Origin of the sequence: Rhizobium skierniewicense Ch11 (genome assembly GCF_023757665.1) — a bacterium.
Classification (GTDB): domain Bacteria; phylum Pseudomonadota; class Alphaproteobacteria; order Rhizobiales; family Rhizobiaceae; genus Agrobacterium; species Agrobacterium skierniewicense.
Map to the genome: position 1 here is coordinate 315,200 of NZ_RXPG01000009.1, position 22,503 is coordinate 337,702.

20 protein-coding genes are annotated in these 22,503 nt (G+C 58.0%); 8 read left to right on the forward strand and 12 right to left on the reverse strand.

Going from position 1 to position 22,503, the window contains the following annotated elements:
- Nucleotides 1-228: 228 nt before the first annotated feature.
- Nucleotides 229-2,061 (forward strand): HAMP domain-containing methyl-accepting chemotaxis protein, encoded by a 1,833-nt coding sequence (locus EKM04_RS09985; protein WP_183894212.1) that lies wholly within the window; start codon nt 229-231, stop codon nt 2,059-2,061.
- Between the two features lie 10 nt (nt 2,062-2,071).
- Here the strand turns inward: EKM04_RS09985 and rnhB are convergent, their stop codons facing one another.
- Together rnhB and EKM04_RS09995 are read right to left on the reverse strand one after the other, a co-directional pair.
- Complete coding sequence (rnhB, locus tag EKM04_RS09990) at nt 2,072-2,725, reverse strand: ribonuclease HII (protein ID WP_183894213.1); 654 nt, start codon at nt 2,723-2,725, stop codon at nt 2,072-2,074.
- A gap of 310 nt (nt 2,726-3,035) precedes the next feature.
- Complete coding sequence (locus EKM04_RS09995) at nt 3,036-4,193, reverse strand: PA0069 family radical SAM protein (protein WP_183894215.1); 1,158 nt, start codon at nt 4,191-4,193, stop codon at nt 3,036-3,038.
- A 190-nt stretch (nt 4,194-4,383) separates the two neighbouring features.
- Here EKM04_RS09995 and EKM04_RS10000 point away from each other — a divergent pair, with 190 nt between their 5' ends.
- Nucleotides 4,384-4,902, forward strand: coding sequence for a glycosyltransferase family protein (locus tag EKM04_RS10000; protein WP_183894217.1), 519 nt, complete (start codon nt 4,384-4,386; stop codon nt 4,900-4,902).
- Between the two features lie 6 nt (nt 4,903-4,908).
- Here EKM04_RS10000 and moaB read toward each other — a convergent pair whose 3' ends face one another.
- The 4 genes from moaB to EKM04_RS10020 form a co-directional block, all read right to left on the reverse strand.
- Nucleotides 4,909-5,448, reverse strand: a complete 540-nt coding sequence (moaB, locus tag EKM04_RS10005) for a molybdenum cofactor biosynthesis protein B (RefSeq protein WP_183894219.1) — start codon at nt 5,446-5,448, stop codon at nt 4,909-4,911.
- The gene (locus EKM04_RS10010; RefSeq protein ID WP_183894221.1) at nt 5,445-6,335 is read right to left on the reverse strand and encodes a 4-(cytidine 5'-diphospho)-2-C-methyl-D-erythritol kinase; all 891 of its coding nucleotides are present in this window, start codon (nt 6,333-6,335) and stop codon (nt 5,445-5,447) included. Before EKM04_RS10010 ends, moaB begins: the two co-directional genes overlap by 4 nt.
- A 6-nt stretch (nt 6,336-6,341) precedes the next feature.
- Entirely contained in the window at nt 6,342-8,180 is a 1,839-nt protein-coding gene (locus EKM04_RS10015) for a tetratricopeptide repeat protein (RefSeq protein WP_174152214.1), read from the reverse strand.
- A gap of 270 nt (nt 8,181-8,450) precedes the next feature.
- Complete coding sequence (locus tag EKM04_RS10020; protein ID WP_183894469.1) at nt 8,451-9,467, reverse strand: polyprenyl synthetase family protein; 1,017 nt, start codon at nt 9,465-9,467, stop codon at nt 8,451-8,453.
- 116 nt (nt 9,468-9,583) lie between these two features.
- Between EKM04_RS10020 and EKM04_RS10025 the strand changes: the two genes are divergently transcribed.
- From EKM04_RS10025 to EKM04_RS10040, 4 genes are all read left to right on the forward strand, one after another.
- Nucleotides 9,584-9,814 carry a putative signal transducing protein gene (locus EKM04_RS10025; RefSeq protein WP_174152215.1) on the forward strand — a complete coding sequence of 77 codons (231 nt, stop codon included), beginning with the start codon at nt 9,584-9,586 and terminating at the stop codon, nt 9,812-9,814.
- Nucleotides 9,815-9,820: 6 nt separating this feature from the next.
- Nucleotides 9,821-10,636: a tRNA1(Val) (adenine(37)-N6)-methyltransferase gene (locus EKM04_RS10030; protein WP_183894223.1), complete on the forward strand. Its 816-nt coding sequence runs from the start codon at nt 9,821-9,823 to the stop codon at nt 10,634-10,636.
- 156 nt (nt 10,637-10,792) lie between these two features.
- On the forward strand, nt 10,793-11,650 hold the full coding sequence (locus EKM04_RS10035; protein ID WP_183894226.1) for a S49 family peptidase: 858 nt from the start codon (nt 10,793-10,795) through the stop codon (nt 11,648-11,650).
- Nucleotides 11,651-11,664: 14 nt separating this feature from the next.
- Complete coding sequence (locus tag EKM04_RS10040) at nt 11,665-11,859, forward strand: hypothetical protein (protein WP_183894228.1); 195 nt, start codon at nt 11,665-11,667, stop codon at nt 11,857-11,859.
- Between the two features lie 18 nt (nt 11,860-11,877).
- Here EKM04_RS10040 and EKM04_RS10045 read toward each other — a convergent pair whose 3' ends face one another.
- The 4 genes from EKM04_RS10045 to EKM04_RS10060 form a co-directional block, all read right to left on the reverse strand.
- Nucleotides 11,878-13,797 carry a DUF2207 domain-containing protein gene (locus tag EKM04_RS10045; RefSeq protein WP_183894230.1) on the reverse strand — a complete coding sequence of 640 codons (1,920 nt, stop codon included), beginning with the start codon at nt 13,795-13,797 and terminating at the stop codon, nt 11,878-11,880.
- A gap of 19 nt (nt 13,798-13,816) precedes the next feature.
- Nucleotides 13,817-15,079, reverse strand: coding sequence for a 3-phosphoshikimate 1-carboxyvinyltransferase (locus tag EKM04_RS10050; RefSeq protein ID WP_183894232.1), 1,263 nt, complete (start codon nt 15,077-15,079; stop codon nt 13,817-13,819).
- Between the two features lie 42 nt (nt 15,080-15,121).
- A complete protein-coding gene (locus tag EKM04_RS10055; protein ID WP_183894234.1) occupies nt 15,122-15,673 on the reverse strand; it encodes a LemA family protein in 552 nt (183 codons plus the stop codon).
- 85 nt (nt 15,674-15,758) lie between these two features.
- Nucleotides 15,759-16,724 carry a glycine--tRNA ligase subunit alpha gene (locus EKM04_RS10060; RefSeq protein ID WP_174152221.1) on the reverse strand — a complete coding sequence of 322 codons (966 nt, stop codon included), beginning with the start codon at nt 16,722-16,724 and terminating at the stop codon, nt 15,759-15,761.
- Nucleotides 16,725-17,111: 387 nt separating this feature from the next.
- Between EKM04_RS10060 and glyS the strand changes: the two genes are divergently transcribed.
- The gene (gene glyS, locus EKM04_RS10065) at nt 17,112-19,265 is read left to right on the forward strand and encodes a glycine--tRNA ligase subunit beta (RefSeq protein ID WP_183894235.1); all 2,154 of its coding nucleotides are present in this window, start codon (nt 17,112-17,114) and stop codon (nt 19,263-19,265) included.
- 80 nt (nt 19,266-19,345) lie between these two features.
- Complete coding sequence (locus EKM04_RS10070; protein WP_183894237.1) at nt 19,346-19,834, forward strand: 2-thiouracil desulfurase family protein; 489 nt, start codon at nt 19,346-19,348, stop codon at nt 19,832-19,834.
- Between the two features lie 58 nt (nt 19,835-19,892).
- On the opposite strand, the gene EKM04_RS10075 is transcribed toward EKM04_RS10070, so the two are convergent.
- Complete coding sequence (locus EKM04_RS10075; protein WP_183894239.1) at nt 19,893-21,722, reverse strand: methyl-accepting chemotaxis protein; 1,830 nt, start codon at nt 21,720-21,722, stop codon at nt 19,893-19,895.
- Nucleotides 21,723-21,971: 249 nt separating this feature from the next.
- Complete coding sequence (locus EKM04_RS10080) at nt 21,972-22,439, reverse strand: plant virulence effector HPE1-like domain-containing protein (RefSeq protein ID WP_183894241.1); 468 nt, start codon at nt 22,437-22,439, stop codon at nt 21,972-21,974.
- Between the last annotated feature and the right edge of the window lie 64 nt (nt 22,440-22,503).

Here is a 22,503-nt window from a genome sequence, read left to right on the forward strand (position 1 = left end):
TTCGGTGTTGCTTCCTACGGAACCGCTCAGAAGGGGCTATGGATTGAGTGTATTACGCAAATGAAATTTAATGAAATATCAATAACAAAAAAATAATATATCGACGTATTCAAGGCATGAATTGTATTCACGGCAATGTTCCGACAATCCGCGCTTTTGGCTACTACCAAGTCTTGAGTAAAGACATACTGCCCTTGCATCGTCCAATATTCACTTTGAGGGACTATTATGAAGCTATCCATTGGTATTGTTCTTGCTGGTCTCTCAGGCGTCATGTTGTTGGTTGCAGGTGTGCAGGGAATGGCCTCGATTTCCTCCCTCAATCAGATCAGAGGCGGTATCGATACCATCGTGGATAGCCGCGTTCCGTCCTTTATCCTGTTGGGCAAGATCAATGGGCAACTTGGCGACGTTCGCAACGCCCAAAGTTCGATCGTAACGTCTAAAACCGATAGCTGGCTGCAATTCGAAGGACAAATGCAGGCCACCCGTGCGGCGCTGGATGCGGATATGCGTACGTATAAGAGTTATCTCGTCGATGAGGCGGACAAAAAGTATTTCGCTTCATTCGATGAAAAATGGAAACTGGCAGAGGCACGCTGGAACGACGTGAAGGCGTTGCTGGCGGCTGGAAAGATCGAGGACGCGCGGGCAAGTTTCGTTGGCGAGGCCCTTGCGGCGTACGGTGAAGCCAAGGCGGTTTTGCAGTCTGCAGTGGATGATATGGAAATGGATGTCCGGGGCGAGGGTGAAGTCACGGCACAGGCTGCCGCCTCTGCCTCTACGCTCAACTATATCTCACTCGGCATTGCGCTTGTCATTGGTGTCGGCGCTGCTCTCTTCGGAAATTTCCATCTTGCCAGACCGTTGGTGCGGATGACCGGTGTGATGCGTCGTCTTTCGGATGGTGACACGGATATCACCATTCCTGGAAGCGGCAGGAAAGACGAGATCGGTGCGATGGCGGGAGCTGTCGAGGTCTTCCGTCAGAGTGCTATCGAAAACAAACGTCTGGAAGCGCAGGCGGAAACAAACCGTCAGCAAGCTGAGGTCGAGCGTCTTGCCACGCAGCAAAAAGCTGAGGCTGATGCAGAGGAAAGACTGCGGATCGCCACATCTGGATTGGCGGATGGCTTGCGCCGCCTGGCTTCCGGCGATCTCGCCTTCCAGATCAATGACGTCTTCGCGCCGGATTTTGAGCCTTTGCGTCAAGACTTCAACCGCTCGCTCAAGCAACTGGGCGCCACTATGTCGGAAATCGCCCATTCCATTGACGCCATGAACAATGGGACTCGCGAAATTGCGGACGGATCGGCTGACCTGTCGAAACGGACGGAACAACAGGCCGCAACCCTTGAGGAAACTGCGGCCGCGCTCGATCAGATCACCGTCAATGTCAGCAACTCCACCAAACGTGTGCATGAAGCACGAGGGGCAGCAACCGAGGCGAACCGCGCAGCCAAGGTGTCGGGTGACGTCGTCGCCACCGCTGTCGATGCGATGCACCGGATAGAGCAATCGTCAGGGCAAATCTCAAGTATCATCGTCGTCATCGATGAGATCGCGTTCCAGACCAACCTTCTTGCCCTCAACGCCGGTGTTGAGGCCGCTCGCGCGGGCGAAGCTGGCAAGGGCTTTGCGGTTGTGGCCCAGGAGGTGCGTGAACTCGCACAACGGTCTGCCAAGGCCGCCAAGGAAATTAAGGAATTGATCGGCAAGTCGTCGGTGGAAGTCGAGAACGGTGTCAATCTCGTGCGACAGACCGGCGATGCGTTGAAAACCATCGAAAGCCACGTGACCGTCATGAACGAACACATGGGCGCAATTGCCTCGTCCGCTCAGGAACAGGCAACGGGTTTGGCAGAGCTCAACACAGCCGTCAATCAGATGGACCAGACCACCCAGCAAAATGCTGCAATGGTGGAAGAGACGACCTCTGCGACATCGGCGCTGGCAGGCGAAAGCGAAAAGTTGCGGACGCTTCTGCAACAGTTCCAGCTTGCCCAATCGGGGTCGCAGGGTCGTGATCATGGTGTTTATCAGGTGAGGCGCGCTGGCTGATAGACAGCGCTCACTCCACGCGCATTGGGCTGAAACTCATGCGGTGAAGCGGACAGGCGCCATTGGTCTCGATGGCGCGCAGATGTGCCGGCGTGCCGTATCCCACATGCGCTTCAAAACCATAAGCCGGATAGATTGATCCGGCCTTTTCCATCATCCTGTCACGGGTCACCTTCGCGACGATGGAGGCGGCGGCAATCGAAACCGATCGCGCATCGCCCTTGATCACTGCTTTGCCGAGGCAGGGTATGCCGGGAGGAATATCACGTCCATCGGCGAGCACGAGAGCGGGCGCGGTCTGAAGTCCAAGCACAGCCCGGCGCATGGCATCCAGGCTGGCCCTCAGAATGTTCATCCGGTCGATGAGCAGAGGTCCGGATGAGGCGATGGAAACGATGGATGTTTCCAGAATCTTCTCAAACAGAAACGCGCGACGCGCCTTGGACAGCTTTTTCGAATCGTTTAGCCCATCGGGTATGTTGTCGGGATCGAGAATAACGGCGGCGGCAACGACGGGTCCGGCCAGCGGGCCGCGCCCAGCTTCATCCGTCCCGGCCACTGGCCACTCACCACGCTGTTTCGCCTCAAGCTCCAGACTAAAATCCGGGCCGGAGTTTACAAAGTCAAAGAGGGCAGGAGAATCGGATGCTGTGCGTCGTTTCATTGGCGGAAACTGACACAGGCAACCGATCTCCTGCAAGCCCCCGGTCGCAGGGTGTGCAGCAACCCACGGGGCGGAGGGGTGCTGGCTGAGGTCTCATGACCTCAAGCTCTTCTCATCGGGGCGGAAGAGCGAACCCATGCGAGGCGGCAGATCACCGGGGGCGTATAACCCGTAGCGCAGGGCATAGACGCTACGGGTATTCTTGAACATCAGCCAGAACCGACCTTCGATTTCAGGCTTTTCCGATTGAGCGGCAAGCGCAATCTCCTAGCGCATGCCGTGATTTCGACCATCATATTGGCTTCGACTGTCACAGCAGCGACAATTGCACGCCTGCACCTCCAGGCGCGATAAACAGATCGTCGCGAAGATGAAGGCCTCGGCGGATGAGCCCAAGCCTCTTTGTCGTCATTTCGAAACGGCGACCAATTTGCCAGGCATACGGACCGGCGCCCTTCATCCGTTTGCCGAATTCCGCGTCATAATCCTTGCCGTCGCGCATGGAGCGCACCAGGGACATAACGTGCTGGTAGCGATGCGGATAGTTGCGCAGCAGCCATTCGCGAAACAGGGGGCTGACCTCCAGCGGCAGCCGCAGCAATACGTACGACGCCTCCGTTGCTCCCGCCGCCTTTCCAGCTTCCAGCACCCGTTCGATTTCGTGATCGTTCAACGCTGGAATGACCGGCGCCATCATGACAGCGGTCGGTATTCCCGCATCCGTCAGCGTCTTGATCGCTTCCAGCCGCTTGGTGGGCGTAGAGGCACGAGGCTCCATACTGCGGGCAAGCTTGCGGTCCAGCGTCGTTACGGAAATGCCGACCTTCACCAGCCCTTTTGCAGCCATCGGGGCAAGGATATCGATATCGCGTGTAATAAGGCCGGATTTAGTGACAATGGCGACCGGATGATCAGCCTTTGCCAACACCTCGAGGATCTGCCGCATGATGCGCCATTCCCGCTCGATGGGCTGGTAAGGATCGGTGTTGGTGCCGATGGCAATGACACGCGCCTTGTATCCCGGTTTGGCAAGTTCCCGTTCCAGAAGCTTTGCGGCATCCGGTTTGGCAAACAGCTTGGCCTCGAAATCCAGTCCAGCTGACAGGCCCATATAGCTGTGACTGGGTCTTGCAAAACAATAGATGCAGCCATGTTCGCACCCTCGATAGGGATTGATAGACCGGTCGAAGGGAATGTCCGGCGAATCATTGCGGGTAATGATCGTGCGCGGTTTCTCCACCTGCACCTCAGTGCGAAACTCGGGCAGATCCTCTATGATCTGCCAGCCATCATCGACGGCTTCATGCTGAAGGGTCTCGAAACGCCCACCGGGATTGATGCCCGCTCCACGCCCGCGCCGACGATCGATCTCGATCCGAAGACCGGATGCATCGGCCAGCGCATTGGCAATATCTGGCGTATGACCCGGCTGGAATGCAGCCTGCCCGGAAAGCACATGTTGTCTCATCTGGATGCTCCTGACCGGCATGAACCGGCTGTGTGGATGTCTCGATTCTTAAATTAAAAATGAGAACAAGACAAGAACAAAATGCAAAAACACGCGATAGCTATTTCTTTTGCATTGCGGTAGGAATCCCATCGATGAAATATTGTAGCGGCGCGGGTTTTTGTGTTTATTGCCCCCTCGGGGATCACATATGTTGACAGTCATCATGGAATGCCGGGATCAGGAGCCTGAGCTTGCTCACACTCTCGCGACGCTCGTCTCGGGCGCGGTTGAGGGGCTGGTCAGTGACGTCATCATATTAGATCACGCCTCCAGCGACGGATCGTCGCGTGTGGCCGAGGCCGCAGGCTGCCGCTTTCATACGGAATGGGACATCAAGGATATCATTGCCTCGGCGCGGGGCGAGTGGATTTTGATGATGGAGCCGGGTAGCCGCCCGCAAAGCGGCTGGATCGCCGATGTCAGCGAATACATGGCGCTGAGCAAGCTGCCTGCGCGCTTTGCGCCTTCGCGTCATTACCGCCCATCCCTTTTGTCGCGCTTCATCCAGCGCAGACCGCCGCTGGAATATGGCCTGTTGTTGGGGAAGCCCGAAGCACTGTCGATTGCCAAGTCCGGCATGCGGCTCGACCATTTCCCCAAATCACAGAAAACCCGTCGCCTCAGCGCCGAACTGATTCCCTCATGGGTGCTGCGCTCCGCCCGGTAGTCGGTCTCAAGCCTTACCGCGCTTCAGATGTTCGTCCAGACGCGGCATGATTTCCACGAAATTGCAGGGCATGTGGCGGTAATCCAGTTGCGCTTTCAAAATTCCATCCCACGCATCCTTGCATGCACCTGGAGAACCGGGCAGTACGAAAATGAAGGTGGAATTCGCCAATCCCGCTGTCGCGCGCGATTGGATGGTGGATGTGTTGATCTTGTCATAGGAAATGCGGTGAAACACGGCTGAAAAGCCATCCATCCGCTTTTCGAACATCGGCTCCAGCGCTTCTGGGGTGACGTCACGTCCGGTAAAGCCTGTACCGCCGGTGGTAATGACCACGTCGATCTCATCGGATAGCGTCCAGCGTCGTACCTGCGCCTCTATAGCGGCCTTGTCATCCGCGACGATGGCACGGTCCACAAGGACATGCCCGGCCTCTGCAATGCGGGCAACCAGTGTATCGCCTGATCGGTCGTCTGCTAGGGTACGGGTATCGGATACGGTCAGAACCGCGATGCCGATGGGAATAAACGCGCGTTCAACAGTCATCTCGCAGGTCCGCCTATGGTTTTCGTTGCCTGAACATACCAGTCTGGACGCTGCCGGCGAAGCTGATCAGCGGCAGATTTGGCGTCTTCGATTGTTTTAAAAATCCCGAAACAGGTGGCGCCGGAACCGGACATACGAACGAGCTGAGCGCCTGCTTTACGCAGCAAATCGCACACGTCATCAATGTCGGGAAGAATTTTGCGTGCAGGTATCTCAAGATCGTTGCGACTTTTGGTGAGGAAAGGCATCCACGTATTGTCATCTCTGTGTTCAAGCGGGGGATTTGTCTTGCTCTTCAGACGCTTGAACACCTCCGGCGTGGAGACCCCCTTCAGTGGATTGGCAAGAACCAGCGGTATGACCGGCATGTCATCGATAGTGCTGATGTCTTCACCAATTCCGCGAGCGATCAAGGGTTGGCGGGCCAGGCACATCGGCACGTCTGCCCCGAGTTTCAGCCCAATCTCCGCGAGCTCCGCGTCTGCAATGTCGATGTTCCAGTGACGGCGAAGCCCTCGTAAGGTCGCTGCCGCATCTGCGGAACCTCCACCAATGCCGGAGGACACTGGAAGGTTTTTTTCGAGGTGAATAGCAACCGGTCGGGCACGCGCTCCAGCGGCTTCGCGCAACAGGTCGCGTGCCTTCAAAACGAGATTTTCTTTGGTAGTCGCTTGTCGAAGCACATCGGCGAAAGAGCCTGAGATGGAAAACCCATCCCCTGGCGCGTCGTGAATACGAATGACGTCGCCCGCTTCGGTAAAGGTCACCAGCGTATCCAGCAGATGATACCCATCGGTCCGCTGGCCCGTCACATGTAAGGCAAGATTGATCTTGGCAGGAGCGGCTTCCGTTGTTTCGACCGCTCCCACAGGCTTATGCGAAAACATTATGCATCAGGACTTCTTGTCCGGGGCAGGGGCTGGCGCGACAGGTGGCTGCGGCGTTGGTTGATCCTTCTTGGCAGTGTTCTGCGCATCCTTTTCCAGAGGCGGCAGGCCATTCGCGATCTTTTCCTTCACCTTGGCCTTATCGACATCGTCGCTTTCACCAATCAGCGCGCGGTTCCACTGGTAGACGGCCTCGATCTTGCGGCCGACGCGCCAATAGGCGTCGCCCAGATGGTCGTTGATGGTCGGGTCGCCGGCGCGCAACTCGATGGCGCGTTCCAACTCCGTCACCGCCTCATCGAAAGCACCAAGGCGGAAGTGCGCCCAGCCAAGCGAATCGACGATGTAGCCGTCATTCGGGCGCAACTCTACCGCACGACGGATCATGTCGATGCCTTGATCGAGGTTCATATTCTTGTCCACCCAGGAATAGCCCAGATAGTTCAGAACCTGCGGCTGGTCCGGGTTCAGCTCCAGCGCCCGCTTGAAGTCTGGCTCTGCCTTGTCCCACTGCTTCAGGCGCTCATAGGCAATGGCGCGCTGGAAAAAGATGGTCCAGTCAGTCTTCTTCGGCACCGCACCGATGACTTCAACAGCCTTGTCGTAATTGGCCGCCATCGCCGCGTAATCCTTCGCATCGGACAGGACAGAGCCATAGGCGAGATAGGAACGGATATCGGACGGATCGGATTCCAGAAGGGATTTGAGATGCTTGCGCGCCTCTTCCACCTTGTCCGTCTGTGCCAGCGTCAGACCCAACTGCAGTTCCGAGATACGGTGCATCGGCGAATCGGTTGGAACCTCGCGATAGAAAGCGATTGCACGGTCAGGCTGCTTCTGCGCTTCTGCGAGCCCGCCCAGAAGAATCAGCGTATCGGCGCTTTTCGGGTCTAGCGCACGGGATGTCTGGAGATAAAGCGTGACGATTTCTTCCGCACCCTCGCGGTTCAATGCACCGGCGATGGAGAACATGACGGCCGCCGCACCCTCGACGGGCGTCTGCACCTGCTGCTCGGGCTTCTCACCCTTCTCGATGCTCTGGCGCAAGGCCTTCAGCGGCGCATAGTTCGGCGCGAACGTGTCTCCCACAGAGATCGTGTCGAGAGCTTTCTGCTTATTGCCGGCATTGGCTTCCAGCCGCGCGAGCGCCATCACGGCGCGCATATAGGTGTCGGTCGCTGTGGCACCGCCTTCACGGTCGGTCACGGCGTCGTTCAGGCTCTTGCGGGCCGCGTCCGTGTTGCCATTTACCAGCGCGATCGCACCGGCATGGTATTTCTGGAAGATCGAGATCCAGCCGGGCCCCTTCATGCCATTCACGAGAGCCAGGGCTTCCTTGCCCTTGCCCGCACCGGCGCGCGCCCAGGCGGTCAACAGCGTGTTGACCATACGGTCCAGATCGTTCGGGCCAGTGTATTTCAGGATTTTTTCCGCGCTGGAAAATTCCTTGTGCTTGATAGCGGCCAGCGCCCGAATGATGGTCGTCACACGCTCGACGGACGAATCCGACTTCAAGCTGTCGGCAATTTTCGCACCCGCCTCGAAATCACCACTGAGCAACTGCGCAATCATCAGGCGCTGGCGGATTTCAACGTTGGCCGTGTCGAAATCCAGGGCTTTCTGATAAAGCGTGATGGCGGTCGCGTAATCCTGATCCACATCAGCCGTGCGGGCTGCCAGAAACGCGCCAGAGAATGTGTTCACCTTTGCAGGGTCGAACGTAACTGTTTCAGCGGCCTTGTCTGCCGGCGTCGTCTCGGCAAAAGCGGTGGAGCCTGCACCAAGAGAAAGGACGGCAATAAACGCCGCGCCGCAGAGAAGACGAAATGCTGGTTTGCGCCGCATGAAGGAACCTTTGCTTTTGTGCATATGCACCGAAAAATCAGTTTCCCGCCTTACAGTTCGGGGCAAATCCATTGCACCGGAACGCTGTAATGCTTGAATTGAGCTAGATTGCCTGGATCGAAAACGATTCAGGCAATCACATATCAGGTCACGATAGAATGGCTTTTTTGGAGCAAGCCTGCAAGAAATTCCACCCATGATTTCCGTATTGTGACATGTCGACATCGCAGAAACGCAGCGGATAGGGTCCGCGATGCGCCGAAAACCGTCTCAGTTTACGCGCTCGATGCAGAAGTCGATCACTTCCATCAGGGCTTTCTTCCACGGGCTTTGCGGCAGCGGCGCCAGTGCATCGCGGGCAATGGTGCCATAGTGGTTGGCGCGGCTGATGGTGTCGACCAGACCGTTGTATTTCTTGATCAGGCCGAGCGCCTTTTCCAGATTTTCATCCGTGCTTTCGCCCTGCTCGATCGCGCGTTTCCAGAATTCGCGCTCCTCTTCCGTACCGCGGCGATAGGACAGAATCACGGGCAGCGTAATCTTGCCTTCGCGGAAGTCGTCACCGGTGTTTTTGCCCAGATCAGCGGCTTTGCCACCGTAATCCAGGACGTCGTCCACCAGCTGGAAGGCAAGACCGAGGTTCATCCCGTAAGATTTCAGCGCACTGCGGGTCGCCTTGTCGGTCTTGGCAACGATTGGCCCCACTTCGGCTGCTGCAGCGAAAAGAGCGGCGGTCTTGGCGCGGATGACCTGAAGGTAATCGTCCTCGGTCGTTTCCATGTTCTTGGCAACGGAAAGCTGAAGAACCTCGCCTTCTGCAATGACGGAAGCGGCGGTCGACAGCACGTCCAGCGCATCCAGCGAGCCGACATCCACCATCATGCGGAAGGCCTGGCCGAGAAGGAAATCACCGACCAGCACGCTGGCCTGATTGCCCCAGATGGTGCGGGCGGTGGATTTACCGCGGCGCAGATCGCTCTCGTCTACAACGTCGTCATGCAAAAGCGTGGCCGTATGCATGAACTCCACGCTGGTCGCCAGCTTGATATGGTGGTCGCCCTGATAGTTGAACATGGCGGCAGAGGCGAGCGTCAGCATCGGCCGAAGGCGCTTTCCACCCGACGAGATCAGGTGGTTGGCCACTTCGGGTATCATCTGGACATCGGAACCCGCTTTGGAGAGGATAAGCTGGTTGACCCTTTCCATATCTGGACGGGTCAGGTCGACAAGCGGCTTGACGGATGCGAGTTTGTTTTTGCTTTCTTCAAGCGGTATGACGACGCCCAACGGACCGGACTCCTGTTCGATATTGGCGCCGACAATAGAAAGCGGCGGTGCAAGCGGCAAGGGGCGAATTGTCTCACACCGTTCAAAAAGATGGTATTTGGGGTGGAAACTGACCTATGCGTGAACTGATCCGTACAAACGACGCCGTTCTCTTGTCCTTTGCACAGAGCCTGATGAAGGATGCGGGCATTCATAGCCTCATTGCCGACCAGGGAATGAGCATTCTTGAAGGTTCACTCGGGCTTCTGCCGCGTCGCTTCCTGGTGGAGGAGGATCGCGGAGACGAGGCGCGTCGTATCCTGATCGATGCCGGGCTGGCAGACGAGCTCCGCGAAGACACGGTCTGAAACCCAATGGCACCCGACGTTTCCGAAACAGTCGATGCGTTTCATCGCGGTCGCTTTCAAATATTGCAGCCAAAGGGCAGGGGCCACAGGGCGGGGATGGATGCCATGCTGCTTGCTTCGCTGGTGGCGGACGATAGTGCCTGTCGCGTCGCCGATCTTGGTGCCGGTGCCGGCGCCGCGGGTATGGCGGTGGCATCGCGTCTGGAAAAGGTTGACGTGACACTCTTCGAGCTATCTCCGGAAATGGTGGATTTTGCGCAACGCAGCCTGCGACTTCCAGCGAACGCCGCCTTGGCCAAACGTATCTGCGTAAAACAGGCAGATGTCACCTTGCGTGCCGATGTCCGAAGAGACGCCGGTTTGCTCGACAATCATTTCCATCACGTCATCATGAACCCGCCCTATAACGACGCTGGTGACCGAAAGACGCCAGACGCGCTGAAAGCCGCCGCCCATGCCATGACGGAGGATCTCTTCGAACATTGGCTGAGAACCGCCGCCGCCATTATGATTCCCGGCGGCCAATTGTCTCTCATCGCCCGTCCTCAATCGATAGCCGACATCATCGCGGCCTGCGGTCGTCGCTTCGGCGGCCTGGAAATTACCCTGATCCATCCGCGTGCGGGCGAAGACGCGGTGCGGATGCTCGTCACCGCCATCAAAGGATCGCGAGCCCGCCTGACCTTCCGAGCGCCGCTGACGATGCACGAAAACGACAGCAACGCATTTTTGCCGCTGGTGGACGATTTGAGCAACGGGCGGGTTGGGTATAAGCGCAAGGATGGAACCACAGCAGACAACAGGCCGCGACCCTCATCCTGAGAGCCAAGACGAAGCCGGAGCCTCGATAGAGGGGACAGACAAGAGGTCGTACAAGGGCAGACCCCAGCCGCGCTTCACCAAATTATCACCACCTCGCCATTGTCTTTGCCCCCGCCATACCCACATCGGTCCCACAGGAATGACGATGAGGATGAAATGGCTGGATTTTTGAAGCGACTGGTGCCGAAGCGTTTCCGCAAGACGGAACTGGTGATTCCCGTGGTGCGCATGCACGGCGCCATCATGGCAGGCGGCAGTCAGTTTCGTCCGGCGCTCAATCTGGCGTCTTATGCACCGCTTCTAGACAAGGCGTTTGCGATGAAAGAGGCGCCCGCCGTTGCGATCACGCTGAATTCCCCTGGCGGCTCGCCAGTCCAGTCGCGGATGATCTACAACCGGATCCGCCAGTTGGCCGAGGAAAAGAACAAGAAAGTTCTGATCTTCGTAGAGGATGTCGCAGCATCCGGCGGCTACATGATCGCCTTGGCGGGCGATGAAATCATTGCCGACCCCACCTCTATCGTCGGCTCCATCGGTGTCGTTTCCGGCGGCTTCGGCTTTCCGGAAATGCTGAAAAAGATCGGCGTGGAACGGCGCGTCTATACGGCCGGTCAGAATAAGGCGATTCTTGATCCGTTCCAGCCCGAAAAAGAAGGCGATATCGAGTATCTGAAGTCGCTTCAGCTCGAAATCCATCAGGTTTTCATCGATATGGTGAAAATGCGTCGCGGTTCGAAGCTGAAGGAAGATCCTGCTATTTTTTCCGGCCTGTTCTGGACAGGCATGCGTGGCCTCGACCTCGGTCTCATCGATGGTTTGGGCGATATGCGCGACGTCCTGCGCCGACGTTACGGGGACAAGGTCAAGCTACAGCTGGTCAGCGGTGCGCGCAACGTCTTCGGCAAGAAACTGCCGGGTGTCGATCTTCACGCTCAGTCAATCGCCGCATCGGCCGCCTCGGGGCTTGCGGAGGTGGCGGAAGAAAAGGCAATGTGGGCGCGTTACGGATTCTGATGGACAAACGATAAATGGCCCAATTAATCACGCTCGCCCTGCTCATGTTCGGGGCGATCATTCTTTACAAACGTTTCGTTGGCGATGCAAAAAAACTGTCCGAGAAAACCAAACGGCAGGAAAAAGAGCGCGAGACGGGCGCAACAGGTACGTTGATCAAAGACCCCGCCACGGGGGAATACCGAGTGAAAAAGGAAGACGAGGTTTAACCCCTGTCGCAGAGGCGGCTACCAGCCACCGCCGCCACCGCCGCCTCCGCCAGAGCCAGACGAACCGCCGCCGCTTGAGAAGCTCGAGGATGAAGACGAACTTGTCTGCTGCGGAATGGTGGACGCAATAGTCGAGGCCATGGTGGAGGAGAACCCGCCGATGCGGGTTCCGAAATTGCTGTAGTTACCGCTGTACCATCCCGGCGAATAGTCGCCCGCCTTCGCGTCCGCCAGCCATGTTTCGAACGCCTCGCTCCAGGGCTTCTCCACGCCCAGCGCCACGGCGTAAGGCAAGAGCGTTTCGAAATGCTGCGGCGACATCTGCGGCGCGCCCTGCATGTTCATCCGGTCTTTCTCCGCAACCGTCAGGTAAAGCCGCAGGCCATCAATGCCATCCATCAGCTTGCGCCCAAGGGGTGTCGGAGCACCCATCAGCATCAGGAACACAATGTTGGTGGCGATGATACCCGCGACGGACATGATGGCAGGCAATTGCAGGGCTTCGAGCTTTTCCAGCGAAAAGACGGTCATCACGCCGGCAATACCGGAGATCAGCAAGGACGCCACCAGCGCCAGAACAACGATCATCCCGATGCGCTTGAGCAGAGAGCCACCCCGCGTCAAAGATTTCCCGAAGGCGAATGCAAAAATCGTTCCGACAAAGGACAGGATGCCGATGACAAAGGTCGCAACAAGGGCCTCCGGTTCGAAATTACCAAAGAACAAGACGGCGATGACGATGAAGAAGGATAGGAAAATGCCCAAGACCACAAAGCCGACATTCTCGCGGTAGTATTTGCCACTATGTTCCGTTTCGATCGCCTTGCGGAAAGCATTGCCGAGCGATACGACCCGCGATCCGTTTTTCTTGTTGATCTCGAACGCCATGCCCGGTTCATCAACGGTGTTGATGATCTTTGCCTCACCCGCCTGTAATTTGCCCTCGATTGGCTTGTCGGTGCGGCGAATGATGAGCGAATTTTTCAAATCCTCCAGCACGACATAGCCCTTGACCGCAAGGTTGAGCGATGCGGCGGAAAACGCTGTCCAGCCATTATCGGAAAAGCCGTGATTATCGACATAGTTGACGAGCGCAGGCGACAATCCCTCCGGCGCATCCCAGCGCGGTACGATAATGCCCTTGGCGGGATCGCGGCCAACGGCTGACCAGGCCCGATAATAATAAAGCAGAATCAGAATAAAGCCGGAAACACCCAGCACCGAACCCAGATGGTCCTGCCACCACCAACTCCGCGCCTGCGCAGCCGTCGGCGCATTGATCGCACCCTTGGGAAGTTTTACCGCAATCGTCATGCCTTCGCCCTGATAAAAGGGACGGGTGGAGGCGAAGAAAACCTCGTTGCCCTCGGTCATGACGCGGGCATCCTTGCCCTTCGAACCAAAAGGTCCGGTGAAGACGGCGGTGTCGGTCGGTATCACGCCCTGTGGCAGGGAGACGGTGGCCGAGATGTCGCGCATGGCAAACTGCCAGCCATTGCCGGTCACGTTCCAGGTCAACTCGTCATAGCCATCGAAATATCGGATCTGCCGGTCAGTGGTATAGGTGATCTGGAACACATGGTCGCCGGTGGGCAGAAACCGGTCGGCATTGCCGGTGTAGATGCGGATACCGCCATCGATGTTTTCGGTGCGCCAGTCCTCCGGCGAGCCATCCCGCTCCACCGAGAGAACATGAAAGCCGACCTTGGTGCGGTTGCCGTTCCCGTCCAGCACATAGAGCGGAAAGTCCCGGAAAATACCGCGCTTGATCCGGTCACCCTCGGCGCGCGCCGTAATCGTCTCTGTCACCGTCAGCTCACCGCTTTTGGCGACATCCACGACGGAATGGTACGAGCTGATGAACTCCTCAGCCGCCGCGGGCAGGGCCGCTAGCATAAAGACGAAAAGCGCTAGATATCTCGCAGCAATGGTCTTCACGGGCGTCCCTTTCTGTGTGTCAGTCCTGTCCGGTTTCGCTGTAGCTCACACCCAGCGAAGCCAGCGCCTTCCAGTAGCCGGGGTAGGTCTTGCCGACGCAAACGGGATTCTGAATGGCGATACCGCCAGTTTTCAGGCCCGCCAGCGCAAAGCTCATGGCAATGCGATGATCATGGAACGTGTCGATGGAGGCAGATACTGTCTGGCCTGCGAGCGTCGGGTCCGCATGCACGATCAGATCATCGCCATCCTCATGCGCCAGACCATCCCTGATCTGGTTGAGGCCGAGCGACAAAGCGCGGATACGGTCGCACTCCTTCACGCGCAGATTGGCAATGCCCACGAAACGGACCGGCGTGTTGTTGTAAGCGGCAAGCACCGCAATCGTCGGGACGGCGTCCTGCATCTGGCTGCCATCGATTTCGGCGGGTAGGTTCGGAAACTGCGCCATGACGGCATAGGCCTTGGCATCCGGCTGGGTGAAGGCATCGGCAGGGGTGCCGATATCTATTCTGCCACCCGTCAGCAGTTCCGCGCCCCACAGATAGGTCGCAGCGGAGGCGTCGGGTTCGATGTGGAAATCAGTGGCGGTATAACCTGTAGGCTGCACGCGCCATACGGCGTTGGAAACGCGCTCGACTTTCGCGCCGAAGGCTTCCATCGCCGCCACGGTGAGGTCGATATAGCCTTTTGCGCCGATATCTTCACCGGCCAGCACGATATCCAGCGGCTTTGCGCCACAGGGTGCGGCCATCAAAAGTGCGGAGACATATTGGCTGGAAAGATTGGCGTCGATGGTGACGCTATCCTTCGCAAAGCCGAGGCCATTGCCCTTCACCGTTACCGGTGGGCAACCTGTCGGCGCCTCAGCTTCGATGCCGAGTGCGATCAACGCTTCCACCAGCGGCTGGATGGGGCGTTTTCGCATATGCTCATCGCCATCCACCACAACGGTGCCGTTCACGGAAGCCACGGCTGCCGTCAGAAACCGCGTGGCGGTGCCGGCATTGCCGAGAAAAAGGGGTTTGTCCGGTGCCCTCAGAAACCCTTCGCTCTCTACAACGAAACTCGTTGCATCCGGCTCCGTCACCGTCACGCCCATGGCGCGCAGGGCCTCTGCCATATAAAGCGTATCATCGCTTTTCAGCGCGCCGGTCAACAGGCTTTTGCCCTTGGCAAGACCGGCCAGAAGCAGCACACGGTTTGTGATGGATTTGGATCCGGGCGGCTCAACCTTGCCGGAAAGTGCGTGGTCGGGCGGGGTAATGGTCAGTTCGATCATGGCTTTATCGTTTCTCAACCAGCCGCATGCCGGTTCTCAATATCAGAATTTCACGGAAGGAACGGCGCGGTCCGCCTCGTTGGTGATTTCGAAATAGGGCGCTTTGGCAAAGCCGAAATTGCGGGCAACGAGGTTGGAGGGGAAGCTCTCCACCTTGACGTTCAGGTCCCGCGCCGAGCCGTTGTAATAGCGGCGAGACATCTGGATTTCGCCTTCTATGGTCTCGAGCGATTTCTGCAGTTCCAGAAAGCCCTGATTGGCCTTGAGGTCGGGGTAGGCTTCTGCCAATGCAAACAGTTTGCCGAGCGCCTGGCTGAGCAGACCTTCCGCCTGCGCACGCCCCTCGACATCACCTGATGGAACGGCTTGAGCGCGGTTGCGCATGGCAACCACCTCTTCGAAGGTGCTTTTCTCGTGGGCTGCGTAGCCCTTCACGGTTTCGATGAGGTTGGGGATGAGATCAGCGCGGCGCTTCAACTGCACGTCGATACCGGACCACGCTTCTTCTTTCATCTGCCGCGCCGTGACGAGGCCGTTATAGATGAAGACGACATAGACCGCGATTGCCGCGATGACTGCCAGTGCGATATACATGTCCCAGTCCCCCTCATGAAACCTTATGGTCTGGCAGGACGATAGTGGTTCCGGCCTGCCATGTCATCGCCCGTTCGTCATGTCGTCAGGCTGCGTCTTTATTCCAGTTCGCCCCACCGGCGTCGGTCATCAGAAACGCCTCGCCGCACGCCTTGGAAAGCGTGCGCACGCGCAGGATATAGCTCTGCCGCTCGGTCACGGAAATCACGCCGCGTGCATCCAGAAGGTTGAAAACGTGAGACGCCTTGATGCACTGGTCATAGGCCGGAAACACGCATTTGTGCAGCATCTGGTTGGCATTCTCGCCCGGCGCTCCCGCCGCCAGAAGTGCCTGGCACTCCTTTTCCGCATCGATGAAATGGCGGTGCAGCATGGCGGTGTCGGCATATTCGAAGTTGTGGCGGGAATATTCCTGCTCTGCCTGTAGAAAGACATCGCCGTAGGAAATCTTCTCTTCGCCTTCGCGGCCATTGAAGTTCAGGTCGTAAACATTGTCCACGCCCTGCACATACATGGCCAGTCGCTCAAGGCCATAGGTCAGTTCACCTGCAACCGGAGAACACTCGATACCGCAAACCTGCTGGAAGTAAGTGAACTGCGACACTTCCATGCCATCGCACCAGCATTCCCAGCCCAGACCCCAGGCACCCAGCGTCGGGCTTTCCCAGTCATCTTCCACAAAGCGCACATCATGCAGCAACGGATCAAGACCAATGGCCTTCAGCGAGCCAAGATAAAGCTCCTGCAAATTGGAAGGGTTCGGCTTCAGAATGACCTGATATTGGTAATAATGCTGCAACCGGTTCGGGTTTTCACCGTAGCGGCCATCAGACGGGCGACGCGATGGCTGGACATAGGCAGCTTTCCACGGCTTGGGGCCGAGCGCGCGCAGCGTGGTCGCCGGGTGAAACGTGCCCGCGCCCACTTCCATATCGTAAGGCTGCAACACCGCGCAGCCCTTGTCGGCCCAGTAATTGTGCAGCGTCAGGATCAGTGCCTGAAAGGAACGCTTCGGGTTCATATGGTCTGGAACGTCGGTCATTGCAGTCATCACGGCCATCAAGTGTTGTCAGTAAGTGGCTACTTACTTTGGATGCGGACAGGTGCCACGGGGAAGGGCTGCGGGTCAAGAACTTCTGTGGGATCGTTGGCGTCGAGCGTGTGGCATACCCCCCTCTGTCCTGCCGGACATCTCCCCCTCAAGTGGGGAGATCGACCCGTGGCTAGCTCTCGCCCATCTTGAACGCTGCGGATGCAGTGAAGGTCGTGCCGCTTGCCGATCTCCCCACGTGAGGGGGAGATGCCCGGCAGGGCAGAGGGGGGTACGCCGCAAGCTCAAGCGCAACGGTAAAGCGCCCGCCCGATATTACCATTGTGCATCCACCTCAAATTTTGCTAGCAGAGGCCAACTGAAAATCCATGATACCGGAAACTCGATATGCCTGATCTTCTGCTTGAACTCCGCTCCGAGGAAATTCCTGCGCGTATGCAGCGGAAGGCGGCTGGCGATCTTAAGAAGCTCGTCACCGATGCGCTGGTGGAAAAAGGGCTGACCTATGATGGTGCGCGGGAATACTGGACGCCGCGCCGCCTGACGCTGGATATTCGCGGCCTCAACGCCCGCTCCGCCGATGTGCGCGAAGAGAAGAAAGGCCCGCGTACCGACGCAAACGAAAAGGCCATCGAAGGCTTTTTGCGCGGCGCTGGCCTCAGCGATGTTTCGCAGGCGCAGGTCGTATCCGACCCGAAGAAGGGTGATTTCTATGTCGCTATCGTCAACAAGCCCGGCCGTGCAGCAGAAGAGATCATCGCCGACGTCATGCCCGGCATTATCCGTAAATTTCCATGGCCGGTTTCCATGCGCTCCGGCCCGGCCTCCATGCCCAAGGGCTCCAGCTATGGCGGCATCGAAGGCAAGGGTTCGGAAAGCCTAACTTGGGTGCGCCCGCTGCAATCCATCGTCTGCATGTTCGGACCCGAACATGATGAAACGCAGGTCATTCCCTTCGAAATAGATGGCATCGTGGCCGGAAACATCACCTATGGCCACCGCTTCCACGCGCCGGATGCCATCACCGTGCGCCGCTTCGAAGATTATTCCGCCAATCTGGAAAAGGCTAGGGTTATTCTGGATGCGGAGCGCCGCAAGGACATCATCCTGCACGATGCCAAGGATCTGGCATTCGCCAACGGTCTCGACCTCGTGGAAGACGAAGGCCTGCTGGAAGAAGTCTCCGGCCTTGTCGAATGGCCGCAAGTGCTGATCGGCACATTCGAGGAAGATTACCTCGAAATCCCCGCCGAAATCATTCGCCTGACCATCAAGACCAACCAGAAGTGCTTCGTCACCCGCCCGCAAGGCGTTGCGGAAGGCCTCTCCAACCGCTTCATTCTGGTCTCCAACATCGAAGCGAAAGACGGCGGCAAGGAAATCATCCACGGCAACGGCAAGGTCGTGCGCGCCCGCCTGTCAGACGCCAAGCACTTCTGGACCCGCGACCAGGGCGACCTGCCGGACTTGGAAACGCTGACCGCATCAGCCGCCAAGTTCGATCTCGATCTCCATAAGCCGCTGGACCAGCGCATGGCAAAGCTCGATGCGCTTGATGTCATCTTCCACGCCAAGCTCGGCACGCAGGGTGAACGCGTGTCCCGCATCCGCGAACTGGCCAAGCAGCTTGCGCCCGTTATCGGTGCCGATGCCGCATTGGTAGACCGCGCCGTGGTTCTCGCCAAGGCCGATCTGCGCACCGAAGCCGTGGGAGAATTCCCCGAGTTGCAGGGCCTGATGGGCCGCAAATATGCGACGCTCCAAGGCGAAAACGAAAGCGTCGCTGCTGCCATCGAAGACCACTACAAGCCCCAGGGCCCCTCCGACCGCGTGCCGACAGACAAGGTAGCCATCACCGTCGCGCTGGCCGATAAGCTGGATACGCTGGTCGGCTTCTGGGCCATCGATGAAAAGCCGACAGGCTCGAAAGACCCGTTCGCGCTGCGCCGTGCGGCATTGGGTGTGGTGCGTATGATTTTGGAGCGGAATGTGCGCTTGCCTCTCCTGAGTGTCGTCAAGGACGCCGACCTCCTCTCGTTCTTCCACGACCGCCTCAAAGTCTACCTCCGCGATCTCGGCGCCCGTTACGATCTCATCGAAGCCGTGCTCACGCCTGAGACCGACGACCTCCTCATGGTCGCCCGCCGCGTCGAGGCACTGACCGCTTTCGTCACCGATCAGGATGGTATCAACCTTCTGGCCGGCACCAAGCGCGCCACCCAGCTTCTGGCCGCAGAAGAAAAGAAGGGCACTGTGGTGGCCGACAGCGTTTCGGAAGAACTCTTGAAGCTCGACGCCGAAAAAGCACTCTACGCTGCCATCAAGACGGCCTCTGCCGATGCCGCCAAGGCGGTCGAGACGGAGGATTTCCGTTCGGCGATGCAGGCGCTTTCGACGTTGCGCGCTCCCGTGGATAAGTTCTTCGAAGACGTGCTCGTCAACGACGAAGACAACGCCATCCGCGCCAACCGTCTGGCGCTGTTGAAGGCCATTCGTGAGGCCACAGGAACGGTTGCTGATTTCTCCAAGATCAGTGGGTGAGATTGCCGGGAGTTCGCGACTAGTCGATCTCCCCACGTGTGGGGGAGATGCCCTGCAGGGCAGAGCGGGGTAGGCCACGCATGAAAACCTCCAAAATCCTCATCAGCGCCTGTTTGCTCGGCCACGCCGTTCGCTATGACGGCATGGGCAAGGCGTTCTTGCATCCCGCCATAGAGCGCTGGAAAGATGAGGGCAGGCTGGTGACGATTTGTCCTGAAATGGCGGGTGGTATGCCCGTTCCGCGTCCGCCTGCGGAAATTGAGAATGGGGCTTCTGGTCTCGATGTGCTGGAAGGCACTGCGCGGGTTCTCGAAATCACTGGTGGCGATGTCACGGCGCAATTCATCGCCGGGGCGCAGAAGGCGCTGGCATTCGCGAAAGACAATGATTGCGGCTACGCGCTGCTGATCGATGGCAGCCCGTCCTGTGGTTCGGTCGCCATCTACGATGGCTCGTTTTCCGGCCGCAAGCAGGCGGGCCAAGGCGTTACCGCTGCGTTGCTCGGGCAAGCTGGCATTGCCGTCTTTTCGCCCGCCGAGATCGATGTGCTGGATCAGCTGACACGATAAAACGCCGGAGATTTCTCCCCGGCGTTTTATGATCTGCAGTGCATCGCGTTAACGCGCGTCAGCCTGCCATCCGCATCTGCTGACCCATGCCATGCAGAGAGGATGCCGAGGACTGCGAGACGCGGAAGGTGCGAATGAGGTTGAGCAACTCTTCCGTGTCGGCGGCCAGGGCTTCGGCCGATGCGGTCGTTTCCTCGGCCATGGCGGCATTGTGCTGGGTTGCCGCATCCAGCTGGTTGAGCGAGGAGGAGATGGAGCGCAGCGTCGTGTCCTGCTCGGCTGCCGAATGGGCGATCTTGCTGACGATGTCACTCGAAGACTTGATCTGGTCGGAAATCCGCTTCAGCGCATCGCCTGCCTCGCCAACAAGCCGCACGCCGTTTTCCACCTGCGTGGAGGAGCGGGCAATCTGCTCTTTGATTTCCTTGGCGGCTGCTGCGGATTTCTGCGCAAGCTCACGCACTTCCTGTGCGACTACGGCAAAGCCCTTGCCTGCCTCACCAGCGCGGGCGGCTTCGACGCCAGCGTTGAGTGCCAGAAGGTTGGTCTGGAAAGCGATACCATCGATAACACCGATAATCTTGGAGATTTCCTCCGACGATTGCTCGATGCCGCTCATCGCGCCAATGGCCTGCTCGACGATCTTGTCGCTGTGGTTGGCATCGCTGCTAATGGAGTTGACCCGCTTTGCCGCTTCCGTTGCACCATCCGCCGTCTGGCGAACCGCAACTGTCAGCTCGTCCAGAGCGGCTGAGGTTTCTTCCAGGCTTGCGGCCTGACGCTCGGTGCGTTGCGAAAGCTCGTTGGAGGCCTTGCGGATTTCGTCCTTGGAACCACCAATATCGATGCTCTTGATATTGACCTTTTCCATCGCTGCATCCAGCTGCGACAGTGCATCATTGAAGTTATCGCGCAGGCTTGCGTAGCGGGAGCCGAGATCGCGGCAGCGAACGGTGAGATCACCCTGAGCCAGTTGCGCAAGCGCATCTCCGATGGTGGTGACGACACGTGCCTGAAGCTCGGCCTCGTCACGCTGCATGTTCAGATTGTTCTGGCGCTCCGTGTCCAGCTGGTCCTGCTGCTCTTCCTGATGGCGTTGCATGGTGTGGCGCTCGCGCACCTTGTGTTGCAGCGCTTCGGTGGCCTTGGCCATCAGGCCAATTTCGTTTTTCATGCCTGTGTGCGGAATGGCCAGATCGACATTCTCATTGGCGACTTCGCCCAGCGCCTTGTGAATATCGTCGAGAGGCTTGGAAATACCGCGGATGACGACATAGGCGGCCAGAAGGCCCAGCAGAAACACGCCGACGCCGAAAGAGATGGCATTGATGATGGTGGAACGAACCTGAGCCTGGAGGTCATCGACATAGACACCCGTCACGACCACGACTTGCCAGGGCTCGAACGCCATGGCGTAGGAGCTTTTCAGATAGGTGTCGCCTTCCACGCCCGGTTTGGGGCCGTAAAAACTGGTCTCGCCGCCACCGGCGCGCCCGAGGCGAACCAACTCGTCACGGTAGTTGAAGCCCTGGCTGTCTGGCTTGCCCTTGAAGCTTTGCCCGACGCGCTTGGGATCGGGATGAAACAGCATCTTCACATCATAGTCATAGCCGAACATATAGCCATCCGGCACATATTTCATGGATGTGACGATTGCGAAGGCCTGAGCCATGGCCTGTTCACGCGTCAGCGTGCCGGCTTGTTCCTTGTCGTAAAACGACTGCAAAATCGAAATGGACGACTGCACCTGCGTGCGCAGCATGCCGTAGCGCTCTTCGTAAATGGCGTTGACGGACGATTTGATCTGGAAATAGGTCGTCAAGGCAAAGGCTGCCATCAGGGCGACCACAAGCAGGATCAATTGTCGGGAAATCGGCAGGTTTTTCATGAGCGCTCACGGGGCTACGACGCGTTCAACGACAACGCGACGATCTGGTGTATGTTTTGGATAAGCGCCTGATGCGCGATACCGGTGCGCTCATCGCACCTTCTGACAGAATATGAAGCGCTATAACGCTGAATAAATATTTAAGTTTTAGTCAAGAACGATAGTAAGGCGCAATTTATCTAAAGTCAGACACCGTATTTCGATCGGTGGTTGCCTTTGATACTCGAGACTGACTTGGGATGGCCGACGTCAGTGGGATGGCCGTAACATCAAATTATCAAAGGCGAGCGGTGTCGAAGCATCTGCGGCGACAGGAGCGACAACGTCCTTGCCGATGACGGTGTCCACCGCGGATGTCTTCACCAGCGTATCGATCGTCGGAGCGGTTTCGCCGAGTGCCGTTGCCGTGTCGTCGGCCGGCAGCCAGGCGGGATTTTTGCTGACATAGGTCACGGGCGAGCCGCCAAGCCATGCTTCTCTTCGCACAATCTGCCTTTGGCCGTCCACATCGCGAATGGAGATATCCTGCATGCCGGGGGGAAGTGTGGGTGCTGCATCTGCCGGTTTGGTCTTGACCGCCGCAGTCGGGCAACCCTCGCAGGTTACCAAGATCACGCTGCCGTTGCCTGTGCGGTTGCCGTGAATGACGTCGATGGAAGACGCCATGGCAGAGCCGCTTGTCAGTACGATTGCGACCGTCAGCAAAGTCTTGCGCATGGTTTCCCCCGTTTCTCGCAGCCGTTTTGCTGCTTCAACTGGGGCGGAAATTTACCGAAACTTC